The organism is Jeotgalibacillus soli (assembly GCF_000829435.1).
In the GTDB taxonomy this organism is placed as follows: Bacteria; Bacillota; Bacilli; order Bacillales; family Jeotgalibacillaceae; genus Jeotgalibacillus; species Jeotgalibacillus soli.
Map to the genome: position 1 here is coordinate 250,115 of NZ_JXRP01000018.1, position 14,984 is coordinate 265,098.

Below are 14,984 nucleotides of genomic sequence, written 5' to 3' on the forward strand. Positions count from 1 at the left end.
CTTTTTTGAATCAAAAAAGATAGAACGTATGAGGTCAGACCTGTTTACCTTTTATCCACAAATAAGTTATACTATTGATAACGCTTACATGATAAATCCTTTCATATACGTACGATATAGCTTTTTTATAGAATTTTTTAGCTGAAAATTACGTTTGAAAGGAAGCATTAGCGGGAGTTCCCAACAATTGCAACAAGTTTAATATTTATGTAATATAAATGATAGAATTTTCGACAAAATACTACAAATCTATTTCATTTAATATTGAAAAGTGTTATAGTATTTTCGATTAGTAGGAATGAAATACATCAGAAGTCTGATGTCTTAAAAGAGTTGGTGGTGGTTCCAAAATGACAATCAAAACAGATAATAGACACCTTTATCTCCAGGTGATCGATCGTCTAAAAAGAGACATTGACAACGGTGTCTACAAAGAGAAAGAGCGTCTCCCTTCTGAATTTGAACTTTCTCGTCAGCTCGGCATTAGCAGGGCAACTTTGCGAGAGGCACTGCGGATATTAGAAGAAGAGAATCGGATCGTTCGTCGTCATGGAGTGGGAACGTTTGTCAATGCAAAGCCTCTTTTCACATCCGGTATTGAACAGTTGTACAGTGTAACCGATATGATTAAACAGGCTGGCATGGAACCAGGCACAGTTTTTCTTAGCTCGACAAACCAAGTTCCAACTGATGAGGATTTAACTCGCTTTTCATGCTTACCTGATGATGAAATGACAGTCATAGAACGTATGCGGACAGCAAATGGAGAGCCAGTGGTGTATTGTATTGACAAAATACCAGTTGCTTTAATGCCCGCATCCTTTACTCATCAGGATGGATCCATGTTCTCACTTCTTGAAGATAGCGGACGGTTTTCCATCTCACACGCAGTAACGCAAATTGAGCCGGTTGGATACCATGAAAAGGTCTCACCGATTTTAAATTGCGAGCCGGAAACTTCACTCCTTGTCCTTAAGCAATTACATTTTGATGACAAGGATCAGCCGATTCTGTATTCCGTAAATTATTTTAGAGCGGACAGATTCAGCTTTCATGTAGTTCGTAAGCGTGTGTAATAGGTTAGAGCATTCCTACTAATAATAAGAAAAACATTTTAGGGGGTCTATTAATTGAAAAAACGCAAATTTGGATTGGGATTATCAATGCTTTTGGCTGCAGGAACGATTCTAGGAGCTTGTGGCAGCGACACTGAGACATCAAATGGCGGCGAGGAAAACGGCGGTGGAGAAGAAGCGGCTGGTGATTTCACGGTATCCATGGTTACTGATGTTGGTGGAGTGGATGACAAATCATTTAACCAATCTGCTTGGGAAGGTCTTCAAGCGTTTGGTGCTGAGCATGGCTTAGAACAAGGTACTGATGGTTATAACTATTTCCAATCACAAGGTGATGCTGATTATACAACGAATCTTAACACAGCAGTGCGTAACGATTTTGACCTGATTTTTGGAATCGGCTTCCTTTTACAACCAGCGATTGAACAGGTAGCACAGCAACGTGCTGATTCTCACTTTGCGCTAGTTGACTCTGTTGCTGAAGGTGACAATGTCGCTTCCATCACATTTAAGGAGCATGAAGGTTCATTCCTGGTAGGAGTAGCTGCAGGTCTTCAAACAGAAACAAATAAGATCGGATTTATCGGTGGTGTTGAATCTGATTTGATTAACAAATTTGCTGCTGGTTTTAAAGCAGGTGTGGAAGCAGTTAACCCAGATGCAACGGTAGATATCCAGTTTGCTGGAGACTTTAATAATGCATCCCGCGGTCAGCAAATGGCTGCTGCAATGTATGGTTCTGGTGTTGATATTGTTTATCACGCTGCCGGCGGAACTGGTAACGGAGTATTCACAGAAGCGAAAAACCTTAAACAACAAGATCCTGAACGTCAAATTTTCGTCATTGGTGTAGACCGTGACCAATCGGAAGAGGGAGCACTTGAAGCAGGTGGACAACCTTATAACGTCACACTGACTTCAATGATTAAACGTGTTGATATCGCTGTTCAAGATATTTCAACCCGCGCAATGGAAGGTGACTTCCCAGGTGGAGAGATTATTGAGTATGGTATCGAAGAAAATGGGATTGCGGTAGCTCAATCGGAAAACCTGACTGAAGATACACTTGCACAAATTGAAACATATAAACAACAAATTCTTGATGGTGAAATCGAAGTGCCATCCACACTTCAATAATAAAAATGCATATGGGAATGGATGGCCGGTAATGCTGGCCTGATATTCCCTCTTTTTTTAGCCTTTTTAGCCGGAATGTTAACTGAAAAGGGGAATTATATTCTCACTTTCAGTTAGCATTTTGCTAAAAATTTATTCTGTAAAGAGAAGTCTGACCTCAATCAACTGACCTCTTGAGGGGGTCCTTTAAAATAAGGAGTGATCACGGATGGAATATGTAATTGAAATGCTGAACATCCGCAAGGAATTTCCTGGGATTGTAGCGAATGATAATATTACGCTGCAGCTCAAAAAGGGAGAGATTCATGCGCTTCTTGGCGAAAATGGAGCCGGAAAATCAACATTAATGAATGTCCTGTTCGGCCTTTACCAGCCGGAGAAAGGTGAAATTAAAGTGAAAGGAAAATCAGTGAAAATTACGAACCCGAATATTGCAAATGATCTCGGTATCGGGATGGTTCATCAGCACTTTATGCTCGTAGATCCTTTTACTGTTACAGAAAACATTATATTAGGTATGGAGCCTAAAAAAGGCCTTACTGTAAATATGAAAAAAGCAGAAAAGGATGTAAAAGAAATTTCTGACCGTTATGGGCTAAGGGTTGATCCTTCTGCAAAAATTGCTGATATCTCAGTCGGGATGCAGCAGCGTGTAGAGATTTTAAAAACATTATATCGCGGAGCGGAAATTCTTATTTTTGATGAGCCAACCGCGGTTCTAACGCCTCAGGAAATTAAAGAGTTAACACAGATTTTTAGAACGTTAATTAGTGAAGGCAAATCGATTGTTCTGATTACACATAAATTGAAAGAAATTATTGAAGTATGCGATCGGGTTACTGTCATTCGAAAAGGAGTCGGAATTGATACGCTTGATGTGCAAGGAACGACACCAAACGATCTTGCGAGTCTAATGGTCGGGCGTGAAGTACTATTTAAAACTGAAAAAACAGCTGCTGATCCTAAGGAGCCAGTGCTTGAAATTGAAAAGCTTCATGTAAAAGATTCCCGTGGAATTACAGCGGTTAAGGATTTAGATTTAACGGTTCGTGCCGGCGAAATTGTAGGTATTGCCGGAGTTGATGGAAATGGCCAGTCCGAGCTGATTGAAGCGATTACTGGTTTGAAAAAAGTTACTTCAGGTTCAATTAAATTAAATGGAAAAGAGCTTTCACAGCTGAAACCTAGGAAAATCACAGAATCCGGTGTAGGTCATATTCCTCAAGACCGACACAAGCACGGGCTAGTACTTGATTTTCCAATCGGGGACAACATGGTACTTCAAACGTATTACCAATCTCCATATTCAAAAGGAAGTATTTTAAATAATAAAGAAATTAATAAACAAGCTAAGAAGCTGATTGCAGAATTTGATGTCCGTACGCCTTCTGAGTTCACTGAAGCACGTGCCCTATCCGGAGGTAATCAGCAAAAAGCAATTATTGGCCGGGAAGTAGACCGTGATCCGGATTTACTTATCGCAGCTCAGCCTACGCGCGGATTGGATGTTGGAGCCATTGAATTCATCCACCAACGTTTGATCGATCAGCGTGATAAAGGAAAAGCGGTGTTATTGATTTCATTCGAACTTGACGAAGTCATTAATGTAAGTGACAAAATCGCCGTTATCTATGAAGGAAGAATTGTTGCGATCGTTGATCCAAAAGAAACCACAGAGCAGGAGCTCGGTTTATTAATGGCGGGATCGAAACGAAAGGGAGCAGGTGAAGAAGCGAATGTCTAGTCGGTTGCAAGCCATATTAGTGCCAGTTATTTCTGTTCTTCTTGGATTAATTGCAGGAGCGATTGTGATGCTCGTATCGGGTTTTAATCCTATTGAAGGATATGGAGCATTACTAAGAGGGGCTTTTGGAGATACCTTTTATATTGGAGAAACAATTAGACAAATTACACCTTATATTTTTGCGGGACTAGCTGTCGCATTTGCATTCCGAACAGGTCTTTTTAACATTGGGGTTGAAGGGCAGCTTTTAGTTGGGTGGATTGCATCGGTATGGGTCGGTTTAGCGTTTGATTTGCCTAAATTTATTCATTTGCCAATGGCTGTATTAGCTGGAGCCGCTGCAGGAGCTATATGGGGCTTTGTTCCTGGTTTTCTCAAAGCGCGCCTGCGGGTTCATGAAGTAATTGTTACGATTATGATGAACTATATTGCATTGCACTTAGTTAACTACCTTGTACGTTATGTCATCTCAGATGAGCAGAATACCACGGTAGCTGTACCGCCTTCTGCATCGTTGAAATCGCCATTTTTAGAAAACTTGACAGACTTTTCTACACTCCATAATGGAATTTTCTTAGCGCTGGCTGCTGCGATCATTTTCTGGGTTGTACTAGAGAAAACAACAACTGGCTTCGAGCTTCGTTCTGTAGGTTTTAACCAGCATGCCTCCGAATATGCAGGTATGAATGTAAATCGTAATATTGTGCTTTCTATGGTCATCTCCGGGGCATTCGCAGGTTTAGGCGGAGCGATGGAAGGACTTGGAACTTTCGGGTACGGATTTATTCATGGAGCATTTTCAGGGGTTGGATTTGACGGTATTGCTGTTGCACTACTGGGTGGTAACGTAGCCATTGGAGTTATTTTAGCTGCAGCTCTATTCGGTACGTTAAAAGTCGGTGCATTAAATATGCCAATCGAATCTGGGGTTCCGACTGAACTAGTTGAAATTGTGATTGCGTTAATTATATTTTTTGTTGCTTCGAGCTACATCATTAGATATTTATTGAACCGTTACAAAAAGGGGGCAAAATAAATGGATATCCTCTCAGCATTTGAAATTTTGGTTAAGTCCATGCTGTTCGCATCTGCCCCTCTGATTCTCACAGCGCTTGGCGGTGTATTTTCTGAACGATCAGGTGTTGTAAATATTGGTTTGGAAGGATTAATGGTCATCGGTGCCTTTTCAGCAATCATATTCAATATAACATTTGCATCAACACTAGGAGGAGCTACACCATGGGTAGCCTTATTGGTTGCGATGGCAATTGGAGGATTGTTCTCTTTAATCCACGCACTTGCATCTATTACATTCCGTGCAGACCAGGTAGTTAGTGGTGTGGCCATTAACTTTTTAGCGCTAGGTCTTTCGGTATTTTTAGTGAAAGCTTGGTACGGAGCAGGACAAACGCCTAAGATCCCGGTACCCATGTATTATACAAATATTCCGATTTTATCGGACATTCCAGTCATCGGTACCATTTTCTTTAGCAACTATTTAACCTCTTATGTTGCCATCATTATTGCATTCATTGCTTGGTTTGTTCTATTTAAAACGCCATTTGGCTTACGCTTGCGTTCTGTCGGTGAGCATCCTTTAGCAGCTGATACAATGGGGATTAACGTTTATCGTATGCGCTATATTGCCGTTTTTATTTCTGGGATTCTTGGTGGGCTTGGGGGTGCTGTTTACGCACAAACCATTACACAGGATTTCAGTGGAACCACCATTACAGGACAAGGCTTTATTGCACTTGCTGCTGTTATCTTTGGAAAATGGCATCCACTTGGTGCAATGGGAGCGGCACTGTTTTTTGGATTAGCACAAAGCTTAGCCATTATCGGCTCTAGCTTTGCATTTTTACAAGATGTGCCAAACTGGATTTTACTCGCTGCTCCATACATTTTAACTATTCTTGCCCTAGCAGGATTTATTGGACGCGCGGATTCTCCAAAGGCAAACGGTATTCCTTATATTAAGGGGAAACGATAATAACGATATCGGTCAGCTAACCCTGACCGATTTTTAATGTCTGAAAACTTGAATATATAGGACCATAGAATGTATAGTGGAGAGAAGGAATATATATACTATTATGTAGTAAACGGCAGCTACCATTAGATTTTTCCAACTGCCAGAAGGAGAGTTGCTATGAGGATTGAACCACGTACCGTTAACCAACCAGGACTACGCATACATACAATTCGCACCAAACAATTTAAGACAAATACAATGGTGATAAAATTTAGAGCACCGCTTAGAAAAGCAGATGTTACTGCACGTGCTCTTCTACCTTATGTTCTGCAGAGCAGTACTAACAGCTGGCCGACGACTTCATTATTTAGAACACATCTGGATGATCTCTATGGTGCCAGCGCACAGGTAGATGTTGGAAAAAAAGGAGAATCCCATATACTAAGCTTCACTGTTGATGTAGCAAATGAGCGCTATTTAAAAGATTCGACACCTCTTACAAAAGAAGGTCTGAACGTTCTTAGTCAAATGCTTTTTCACCCACTTCTTGAAGGGAATGCATTCTCTGAGAAGGTTGTTGAACAGGAAAAACGGTCATTAAAACAGCGTCTTCAAGCTGCACGTGATGATAAGATGCGCTATGCAACACAAAGACTGATAGAAGAAATGTGTGAAGGGGAAGCTTTTGCATTAAATGCCAGCGGTCATGCTGAAGAGGTTGATGCCATTACGCCTGCTTCATTATTTTCTTCCTATCAGCGGATGCTGGCTGAAGACACCATTGATCTGTATTTAGTCGGTGATATTGACGAAGAGGACTTGATTAACTATTGTAAAGAGGCTTTTTCTTTTCAAAAACGCCAAAATATGCCTTCTGAAAAGGGATCAAATCTGACTAAACGTGAACCTAAAAAGATTGTTGAGCATCAAGACATTAAACAAGGTAAATTAAATATTGGCTACAGAACAAATGTTGTTTATGGTGATCCAAATTATATTCCTTTACTTGTTATGAATGGGATTCTGGGCGCCTTTCCTCATTCGAAGCTATTTATTAATGTAAGGGAAAAGGAAAGTCTAGCTTATTATGCATCAAGCCGAATTGAAAGCCATAAAGGTCTTATCCTCATTATGTCAGGTGTGGATCCTTCGAAGATTGAACGTGCATCCACGATCATTAATGAGCAGATAAAGGCCATTCAAGAAGGGGATATTTCCGACAAGGAGTTTGTCCAAACCAAGGCTGTAATGAAAAATCAAATGCTTGAAACATTGGATGTTGCTAGAGGAATTGTGGAAGTATTTTATCAAAGCGAAGTGGCTGAAAATGCACTATCGATTGATGACTGGTTCAGCCAGGTTGAAAGTGTAAGCAAGGAAGCAGTTATTGAGGCAGCGAAAGAAGTTTCTCTAGATACTACTTATACTTTAACTGGGGAGGAGGGGGCTTAATATGGAAAAAAAGCGTTTTGATCAATTAGATGAAGAGCTTTATTATGAAAAATTAGATAATGGCTTAAGTGTGTATGTTCTTCCTAAACCGGAATTTAGCAAATCGTATGCGACTTTTACGACGAAATACGGTTCTATTGATGACAACTTTATCCCGCTTGGGGAAACGGACTATGTTAAAGTGCCGGATGGGATTGCTCATTTCCTCGAACATAAAATGTTTGAAAAAGAGGATGGCGATGTGTTTCAGCAATTTAGCGAGTATGGTGCCTCTGCAAATGCTTTCACTTCTTTTACACGAACAGCCTATCTTTTTTCAAGTACATCACATGTGCAGGAAAACTTAGATACATTAATTAATTTTGTCCAGGCTCCTTATTTTACTGAGCAAACAGTGGAAAAGGAAAAAGGGATTATTGGACAGGAAATCACAATGTATGATGATAATGCGGACTGGCGCTTATATTTTGGCACGATTCAAAATATGTATCATCATCATCCAGTAAAAGTAGATATAGCAGGAACCGTTGATTCGATCAGCCATATTACAAAGGATCACCTGTACCAATGCTATGAGACATTTTATCATCCTTCAAATATGCTGTTATTCGTTGTGGGTCCGGTGTCTCCAGAAGAAATTTTCAGCCAGATAAAAGAAAACCAGGCTTCAAAAAAGTATGATCCACAGCCAACGATTGAACGTAAATTCGAGGAAGAGCCTTCAGCCGTTCATCGAAAGCATCATGAGCTGAAAATGGATGTCCAGGTGCCGAAATGTATGATTGGACTTAAGGCGGCAAACGTTCAATTATCAGGGGTTGATTTATTAAGGAGAGAGCTTGCAGTCAATACTGCGTTTGATGTATTGTTCGGAAAAACATCTGCTCATTTTACCCGTCTTTATGAAGAAGGGCTGATTGATGACAGCTTTTCATTTGATTTTTCTCAGGAGAAGGGGTATGGATTTGCTCTGCTAGGTGGAAATACGCCTGATCCAAAAAAACTAGCGGATTCTATTCAAATCATATTAAAAAATGAAGCATCAGCATCAACAATAACGAATGAACAGCTCGAAACTGTTAAGAAAAAAAATATTGGCGGCTTTCTGCGCTCACTCAATTCACCTGAATATATTGCCAACCAATTTACCCGCTATGCATTTAACGAGATGGATTTATTTGAAGCTGTACCTACATTAGAGACGCTGACTGTTCAAGATATACAAGAGGCACTCTCCGATCTTGCACAAGAAGAACGCATAACAAGCTTTTTCATTCTTCCGAAGGAGAAGAATGCGCAGTGACTTCGAGGTATGCGCTTGTTTTAGGCGCGAGTGGCGGTATTGGAAAAGAAATTGTTCGAAAATTGGCTTCACAGGGCTGGAGCATCTATGTGCACTATCACAAAAATAAAATGGTAATGGAAGAGCTGTCACGAGAATTTGAGGATCACCCTGTTCAACTGTTTCCTGTCCATGCAGATTTAACGGACGGAGACAGCGTAGATGCACTTGTGGATCAGATTCATCAAGTGCACGCGATCATCCATGCGGGCGGGGTTGCTTATTCCGGATTGTTTGAAGATACCACTGATGAAGTGATGGAGCATTTATGGAAAGTACATGTCCAGCAGCCTGCAAGATTAATCCGTCATCTCCTCCCGAAAATGCGAAGAGCGGGCGGAGGATCCATCGTATTGATTAGTTCGATTTGGGGAGAAACGGGTGCTTCCCTTGAAGTGATGTATTCAACGGTCAAAGGAGCGCAAAATGCTTTTGTAAAAGCGTTAGGGAAAGAATTGGCACCTTCATTCATTCGGGTGAATGCCGTTGCTCCCGGTGCTGTGGATACGGCTATTATGGCTGCTTATAGTGAGGAAGATCGAGCTTTAATTAATGATGAAATTCCCTCTGGACGCATGGCCCAACCTGAAGAGATTGCGGGTGCCGTTGCTTATCTTGTGAGTGATGAGGCATCGTATGTTACATCGCATATCCTGTCGATAAATGGCGGTTGGTACGCATGATGTATAATCTTCCTTAGCTTATCTCATACTAGTATTAGTATGCTTCACTGCCTATAAGCTAAAGGTTAGCGAATGAGGGGTGAAGGATGCATACGTGATGATGGTGAAAAAGGAGGAACAAATATGTCTGTATTAGATAACTGGCAGCAGTGGACATCTTTTTTAGGGGACCGCGTCATTCATGCAAAAGAAGATGGAATGAAACGTGAAGCCATGACAGATATTGCGGTTAAGCTAGGTGGGTATTTGTCGAATAATGTTGAACCAAAAAACGAGCAAGAACGGGTAATGAAGGATCTCTGGTCCGTTGCAAAAGAAGATGAGCAGCATGTGCTTGCAAATCTTATGATTCGTTTGGTTCAGCAAAGAAAGACACACTAAGGTCAAAAGGGAGGGCTTTTCCTCCCTTTTTTTGTTTGTTATTTGTGTTTCCCTTTTCTATTCCCTTAAAATGATTTATTATTAAATTTAGATGCTCATTAGGTCGGATGCAGTCGTTTTTTAGGAAGGAGATGAATGGATGGCAAATAAAGAATGGTACCTTGAATATGAAATTCAAAAGAACAGACCTGGGCTATTAGGTGACATTTCCTCCTTGTTAGGTATGCTGGAGATCAATATTGTGACGATAAACGGAGTTGATGAAGGACGCCGGGGCATGCTTCTTCTTGCCAGAAGCGAAGAACAGATTTCCCGTCTTGAGTCAATTATTCGAACTATGGATACAATACAATTGACAAAGCTTCGAGAACCAAAGCTTCGTGATCGATTAGCCGTTCGTCATGGACGCTATATTCAGCGTGATGCAGATGATAAAAAAACGTTTCGTTTTATTCGTGACGAGCTCGGTCTGCTCGTTGATTTTATGGCAGAGCTATATAAGCAGGATGGGCATAAGCTGATTGGTATTCGTGGTATGCCGAGAGTTGGAAAGACAGAGTCTATTGTAGCCGCCAGCGTTTGTGCAAATAAAAAGTGGCTGTTTGTATCTTCTACTTTATTGAAACAGACGATTCGGAATCAGCTGATTGAAGATGAATACAATGAAAATAATCTTTTTATCATTGATGGTGTTGTGTCTACTAGGCGAGCAAGTGAAAAACATTGGCAGCTCGTACGTGAAATCATGCGAATGCCAGCTGTAAAAGTGATTGAGCATCCAGATGTGTTTGTGGAAAATACAGAGTATTCAATGGATGATTTTGATTACATTATTGAGCTTCGCAACAATCCAGACGAAGAGATTACATATGAGATGGTGCCAAAAAACAATCTGTTTAGCAATTCCGAATTTGGCGGATTTGATTTCTAAAATGTTGGTAGGTGTAAAATTTGACAGAACTAGGAACACGCTTAAAAGAAGCCCGTGAAGAAAAGGGCTATACATTGGAGGAAGTACAGGCATTAACTAAAATACAAAAGCGCTATCTGTTGGGATTAGAAGAAGGCAATTACACGATGATGCCCGGTTCCTTTTATGTTCGCGCCTTTATTAAGCAATATGCAGAGGCTGTTGGGCTGGATCCTGATGAATTGTTTGAAACATATTCATCTGACATTCCCTCCAATCGTGGCGATGAGATTCCTGTAAACATTTCTAGGTCTCAGACGAGAAAGGCTGTATCAGGATCATCTAAAGTCTTTAGTGTTCTCCCAACATTGATTGCAGTCACACTTATTGTAGGACTTTTGTTCCTCGGATGGACTGTTGCCCAAAATTGGAATGCAAATCAAGATGATGCTGATCAGTCAACTGAAGAATCGAACAATTCGGTTGGGATTGATCAGTCTGATGATGTAGAAATCGTCGATAACGATGATTCAGAAGAGGAAGCTCCTGCTGTTGAGGACACAAGTGAAGAAGCGCCAGAGGAAGAACCCGCTGAGCCTGAGTCACTAGAAGAATTAAAAGTTGAAAACGTAAATGTAGAAGGTGAGACAACGACTTATCAGATTTCCAATGCTGATAATATTGAAGTAAGTATTACATCTGATCGTACGTGGATTGGCATTACAAATACCAATGGAGAATCGTTAATAAGCCAAGAGATATCTGGGGCTTCCCCGTTAACCTTTGATGCGACAAATCTTGATTGGTTCCGAATCAGGGTAGGGAATACGACGACTACTGAGGTGAAAATTAACGGACAAACCGTTGAATTCGGAAGTCCTATAAATGCAGGAAACCCTCAAAACATGGTGTTTGAAGTTCAGCAACCATAATGGTCATCTTGCGAGATGACCTTTTTTTTGTAAATGGTGAGGTAGAAGGAGGAAAGACAAGTGAATTTACCGAATAAGATTACCATCTCAAGAATCTTGTTAATACCGCTTTTTATGGTGATCATGCTTGTGGATTTTGGATGGGGTACGATTGAATTACTTGGGGCTGAAATGCCTGTCAATCATTTTGTTGGTGCTTTGATCTTTATTTTTGCTTCAACAACAGATTGGGTAGATGGGTATTACGCAAGAAAGCATAATATGGTTACGAACCTAGGGAAATTTTTAGATCCGCTTGCGGACAAGCTTCTCGTGTCAGCTGCACTAATTATTTTAGTGGAGCTTGGATTAGCCCCGTCATGGCTTGTTATTATTATTATTAGCCGTGAATTTGCCATTACTGGACTAAGACTGGTACTAGCAGGCGGTGGCGAAGTCGTTGCAGCTGCAATGCTCGGGAAAATTAAAATGTGGATGCAGATTGTTGCGATATCTGCCTTATTACTGCATAATATCGGATTTGAACTGATTAATATCCCATTTGATATTATCGCGCTTTATGTTGCAGCATTCTTTACGTTATGGTCAGGCTGGGAGTATTTTGTGAAAAATTGGGATGCTTTCCGTTACTCTAAGTAAGAGGAGAAGAGAAGATGAATGCTGAAATCATTGCAGTTGGATCAGAGCTGCTTCTTGGACAAATTGCCAATACAAATGCTCAATTCTTATCCGGAAGACTTGCAGAAATTGGAATTGATGTCTATCGCCACCGCGTGATCGGGGATAATGCTGACCGTCTTGAAGAAGAAATCACTGAGGCAGAAAAGCGTTCGGATATAGTAATTCTTACGGGAGGGCTTGGACCAACAAAAGATGACCTAACGAAGGAAACAGTAGCTAAATATCTCGGAAGAAAGCTAGTTATGGACGAGCCTTCTCTAAAGGCGATTGAAGAGTTTTTTATCAAGGCAGGAAGAGAAATGTCTGTAAACAACCGCAAGCAGGCGATTGTAATTGAAGGAAGCACAGTATTTTTTAATCGTCATGGCATGGCCCCAGGGATGTTTATAAAGACGGAGAGCACTTGTTTTGTATTATTGCCTGGTCCTCCAAGAGAAATGAAACCGATGTTTCTTGAGGATGTAACTCCGGTATTGCTTAATGAACTTGGAGCAGGGCAGCCTGTTGTTTCTCGTGTACTCCGATTCTTTGGGATTGGTGAAGCAGAATTGGAAACGAGAATCGAAGATTTAATCGACACACAGAAGAATCCGACGATCGCCCCGCTTGCATCTGATGGAGAAGTAACCCTTCGACTCAGTGCTAAGCATGCGGTCGAAGGTGAAGCCTGGCAATTAATTGAGGACACAGAGCAATTAATTTTGGCGCGTGTGGGACAGCATTTATATGGTATAAATGAGGAAACACTGGTTAATAAGGCTGCTGAGCTTTTACAGCGTGAAAGTAAAACCATTGCTGCCGCAGAGAGCCTTACTGCAGGTTTATTTGCTTCTGAACTTGGCGCCATAGCAGGGGTTAGCAGCGTCCTTAAAGGGGGAGTCGTATGCTATACAAATGAAAGTAAACGTGATGTTATTGGTGTCCCGCAGTCGATACTGGACACAGAAGGTGCAGTAAGCGAGCGATGTGCGATTGAAATGGCTGAAAGAATTAAACAGCAATTTAACGCAAATATTGGGATTAGTTTTACCGGTGTGGCGGGACCGAATTCTCTTGAAGGACATCCACCAGGTACAGTCTGGATCGGATTATCCATTGATGATTATCCTTCCACAGCGTTAATGCTTTCACTCAGAGGAGAACGGAACTACGCGAGAATTCGAGCAGTGAAGCATGGATTATTTCAACTGATTCGTTCACTCGAAAAGAAATAGTACAGTCAGCTCCTTTCATGGCAAATGAAAGGAGCTGTATTTATATGTTTAAAAATTCCGAAAAAAATAAGTTAGTGTTTTTATTCTTAAATGAGCATTAAACTGTCTAAATCATGTCTAGATACTCCAATTATTTCCGTGATTCACAAGTTAAAAAAACCGAATAAATGTTCGCTTTTTGCTTGTTAAATGGGAACAAAAAGAGTATAGTATAGTTAGGTTATGAGATTACATGACCCTATTATTGGGTGTATATATAGAAGGAGGAATTTAGATGAGTGATCGTCAGGCAGCTCTTGATATGGCTCTTAAGCAGATTGAGAAACAATTTGGAAAAGGGTCCATTATGAAATTGGGGGAAAAGACGGATCGTAATATTTCCACTATTTCCAGCGGGTCCATTGCATTGGATGCTGCGCTTGGAGTAGGCGGATATCCTCGGGGAAGAATTATTGAAGTTTATGGTCCAGAAAGCTCCGGTAAAACAACTGTGGCACTGCATGCCATTGCGGAAGTTCAAGCAAATGGAGGTCAGGCTGCTTTTATCGATGCTGAGCATGCACTAGATCCAGTTTATGCAGGTAAGCTTGGTGTTAATATTGATGAATTACTGCTGTCACAGCCGGATACTGGAGAGCAAGCGCTTGAAATTGCTGAAGCGCTTGTTCGAAGCGGAGCGGTTGATATCATCGTTATCGACTCAGTTGCTGCTCTTGTTCCAAAAGCTGAGATCGAAGGAGAAATGGGAGACTCTCACGTTGGGCTCCAGGCTCGTTTGATGTCCCAAGCACTTCGTAAGCTTTCTGGTGCGATTAATAAATCGAAGACGATTGCGATCTTTATCAACCAAATTCGTGAAAAAATTGGTGTGATGTTTGGTAATCCTGAAACGACTCCAGGTGGCCGTGCATTAAAATTCTATTCATCTGTGAGATTAGAAGTTCGCCGGGCTGAAACACTTAAGCAAGGGAACGATATGGTCGGAAACAAAACGCGTATCAAGATTGTTAAAAATAAAGTTGCTCCTCCTTTCCGTGTTGCAGAAGTGGATATTATGTACGGGGAAGGGATTTCTAGAGAGGGCGAGATTATTGATCTCGGTTCAGATATTGATGTTGTCCTGAAAAGCGGTTCATGGTATTCGTATAATGAAGAGCGTCTTGGTCAGGGACGGGAAAATGCGAAGCAGTTTCTTAAAGAAAACCCAGAGATCCGCCAAGAGATTATGCAGAAAATCCGTGATCATTATGGGATGGATGTTGATCGAAATGCGATTGCTGAGCCTGCAAACAAAGAAGAATTGGATTTACTTGGAGACGAGTAATTTAAAAAATAGGCAGAAAAGGCAAAGATGTTAATTCCTCTTTGCCTTTTCTGTATTATTCCAGTAAAATGAAGATATGTAGGGTTTATTCCTTGACGCCCTTGACAAGGAAAATTCACAGTCTTAAAATTAA

The 14,984-nt window shown here is 41.0% G+C and carries 14 protein-coding genes; all 14 read left to right on the forward strand.

Annotated features, from left to right (window positions below; genetic code table 11):
* Window positions 1-350: 350 nt before the first annotated feature.
* The 14 genes from KP78_RS11670 (at window position 351) to recA (ending at window position 14,851) form a co-directional block, all read left to right on the forward strand.
* Window positions 351-1,076 (forward strand): GntR family transcriptional regulator, encoded by a 726-nt coding sequence (locus KP78_RS11670; protein ID WP_041089159.1) that lies wholly within the window; start codon window positions 351-353, stop codon window positions 1,074-1,076.
* Window positions 1,077-1,130: 54 nt separating this feature from the next.
* Complete coding sequence (locus KP78_RS11675; protein ID WP_106388563.1) at window positions 1,131-2,213, forward strand: BMP family lipoprotein; 1,083 nt, start codon at window positions 1,131-1,133, stop codon at window positions 2,211-2,213.
* A 208-nt stretch (window positions 2,214-2,421) separates the two neighbouring features.
* Window positions 2,422-3,957 carry an ABC transporter ATP-binding protein gene (locus KP78_RS11680; RefSeq protein ID WP_041089161.1) on the forward strand — a complete coding sequence of 512 codons (1,536 nt, stop codon included), beginning with the start codon at window positions 2,422-2,424 and terminating at the stop codon, window positions 3,955-3,957.
* A complete protein-coding gene (locus KP78_RS11685) occupies window positions 3,950-4,993 on the forward strand; it encodes an ABC transporter permease (protein ID WP_041089163.1) in 1,044 nt (347 codons plus the stop codon). Before KP78_RS11680 ends, KP78_RS11685 begins: the two co-directional genes overlap by 8 nt.
* Window positions 4,994-5,950: an ABC transporter permease gene (locus KP78_RS11690; RefSeq protein WP_041089165.1), complete on the forward strand. Its 957-nt coding sequence runs from the start codon at window positions 4,994-4,996 to the stop codon at window positions 5,948-5,950.
* Between the two features lie 159 nt (window positions 5,951-6,109).
* Window positions 6,110-7,384 (forward strand): EF-P 5-aminopentanol modification-associated protein YfmF, encoded by a 1,275-nt coding sequence (yfmF, locus tag KP78_RS11695; protein ID WP_041089167.1) that lies wholly within the window; start codon window positions 6,110-6,112, stop codon window positions 7,382-7,384.
* A gap of 1 nt (window position 7,385) precedes the next feature.
* Window positions 7,386-8,687, forward strand: a complete 1,302-nt coding sequence (yfmH, locus tag KP78_RS11700) for an EF-P 5-aminopentanol modification-associated protein YfmH (protein ID WP_041089169.1) — start codon at window positions 7,386-7,388, stop codon at window positions 8,685-8,687.
* A complete protein-coding gene (gene ymfI / locus KP78_RS11705) occupies window positions 8,684-9,409 on the forward strand; it encodes an elongation factor P 5-aminopentanone reductase (protein ID WP_041089171.1) in 726 nt (241 codons plus the stop codon). The genes yfmH and ymfI overlap by 4 nt, the downstream gene beginning before the upstream one ends.
* Window positions 9,410-9,532: 123 nt before the next feature.
* Window positions 9,533-9,790 carry a DUF3243 domain-containing protein gene (locus KP78_RS11710; RefSeq protein WP_041089173.1) on the forward strand — a complete coding sequence of 86 codons (258 nt, stop codon included), beginning with the start codon at window positions 9,533-9,535 and terminating at the stop codon, window positions 9,788-9,790.
* A gap of 139 nt (window positions 9,791-9,929) precedes the next feature.
* A complete protein-coding gene (locus KP78_RS11715) occupies window positions 9,930-10,721 on the forward strand; it encodes a YmfK family protein (RefSeq protein WP_041089175.1) in 792 nt (263 codons plus the stop codon).
* 20 nt (window positions 10,722-10,741) lie between these two features.
* Window positions 10,742-11,632, forward strand: coding sequence for a helix-turn-helix domain-containing protein (locus tag KP78_RS11720; RefSeq protein ID WP_041089176.1), 891 nt, complete (start codon window positions 10,742-10,744; stop codon window positions 11,630-11,632).
* 60 nt (window positions 11,633-11,692) lie between these two features.
* Window positions 11,693-12,271: a CDP-diacylglycerol--glycerol-3-phosphate 3-phosphatidyltransferase gene (gene pgsA / locus KP78_RS11725; RefSeq protein ID WP_041089178.1), complete on the forward strand. Its 579-nt coding sequence runs from the start codon at window positions 11,693-11,695 to the stop codon at window positions 12,269-12,271.
* A gap of 14 nt (window positions 12,272-12,285) precedes the next feature.
* The gene (locus tag KP78_RS11730) at window positions 12,286-13,527 is read left to right on the forward strand and encodes a competence/damage-inducible protein A (protein WP_041089180.1); all 1,242 of its coding nucleotides are present in this window, start codon (window positions 12,286-12,288) and stop codon (window positions 13,525-13,527) included.
* Between the two features lie 274 nt (window positions 13,528-13,801).
* Window positions 13,802-14,851, forward strand: a complete 1,050-nt coding sequence (gene recA, locus KP78_RS11735; protein WP_041089183.1) for a recombinase RecA — start codon at window positions 13,802-13,804, stop codon at window positions 14,849-14,851.
* Window positions 14,852-14,984 lie beyond the last annotated feature (133 nt).

Coding starts and splice junctions, on each gene's coding strand:
- KP78_RS11730 (WP_041089180.1), top strand. CDS start 12,286: ATGAATGCTGAAATCATTGCAGTTGGATCAGAGCTGCTTCTTGGACAA.
- KP78_RS11690 (WP_041089165.1), top strand. CDS start 4,994: ATGGATATCCTCTCAGCATTTGAAATTTTGGTTAAGTCCATGCTGTTC.
- KP78_RS11680 (WP_041089161.1), top strand. CDS start 2,422: ATGGAATATGTAATTGAAATGCTGAACATCCGCAAGGAATTTCCTGGG.
- yfmH (WP_041089169.1), top strand. CDS start 7,386: ATGGAAAAAAAGCGTTTTGATCAATTAGATGAAGAGCTTTATTATGAA.
- recA (WP_041089183.1), top strand. CDS start 13,802: ATGAGTGATCGTCAGGCAGCTCTTGATATGGCTCTTAAGCAGATTGAG.
- KP78_RS11685 (WP_041089163.1), top strand. CDS start 3,950: ATGTCTAGTCGGTTGCAAGCCATATTAGTGCCAGTTATTTCTGTTCTT.
- KP78_RS11670 (WP_041089159.1), top strand. CDS start 351: ATGACAATCAAAACAGATAATAGACACCTTTATCTCCAGGTGATCGAT.
- KP78_RS11710 (WP_041089173.1), top strand. CDS start 9,533: ATGTCTGTATTAGATAACTGGCAGCAGTGGACATCTTTTTTAGGGGAC.
- yfmF (WP_041089167.1), top strand. CDS start 6,110: ATGAGGATTGAACCACGTACCGTTAACCAACCAGGACTACGCATACAT.
- KP78_RS11715 (WP_041089175.1), top strand. CDS start 9,930: ATGGCAAATAAAGAATGGTACCTTGAATATGAAATTCAAAAGAACAGA.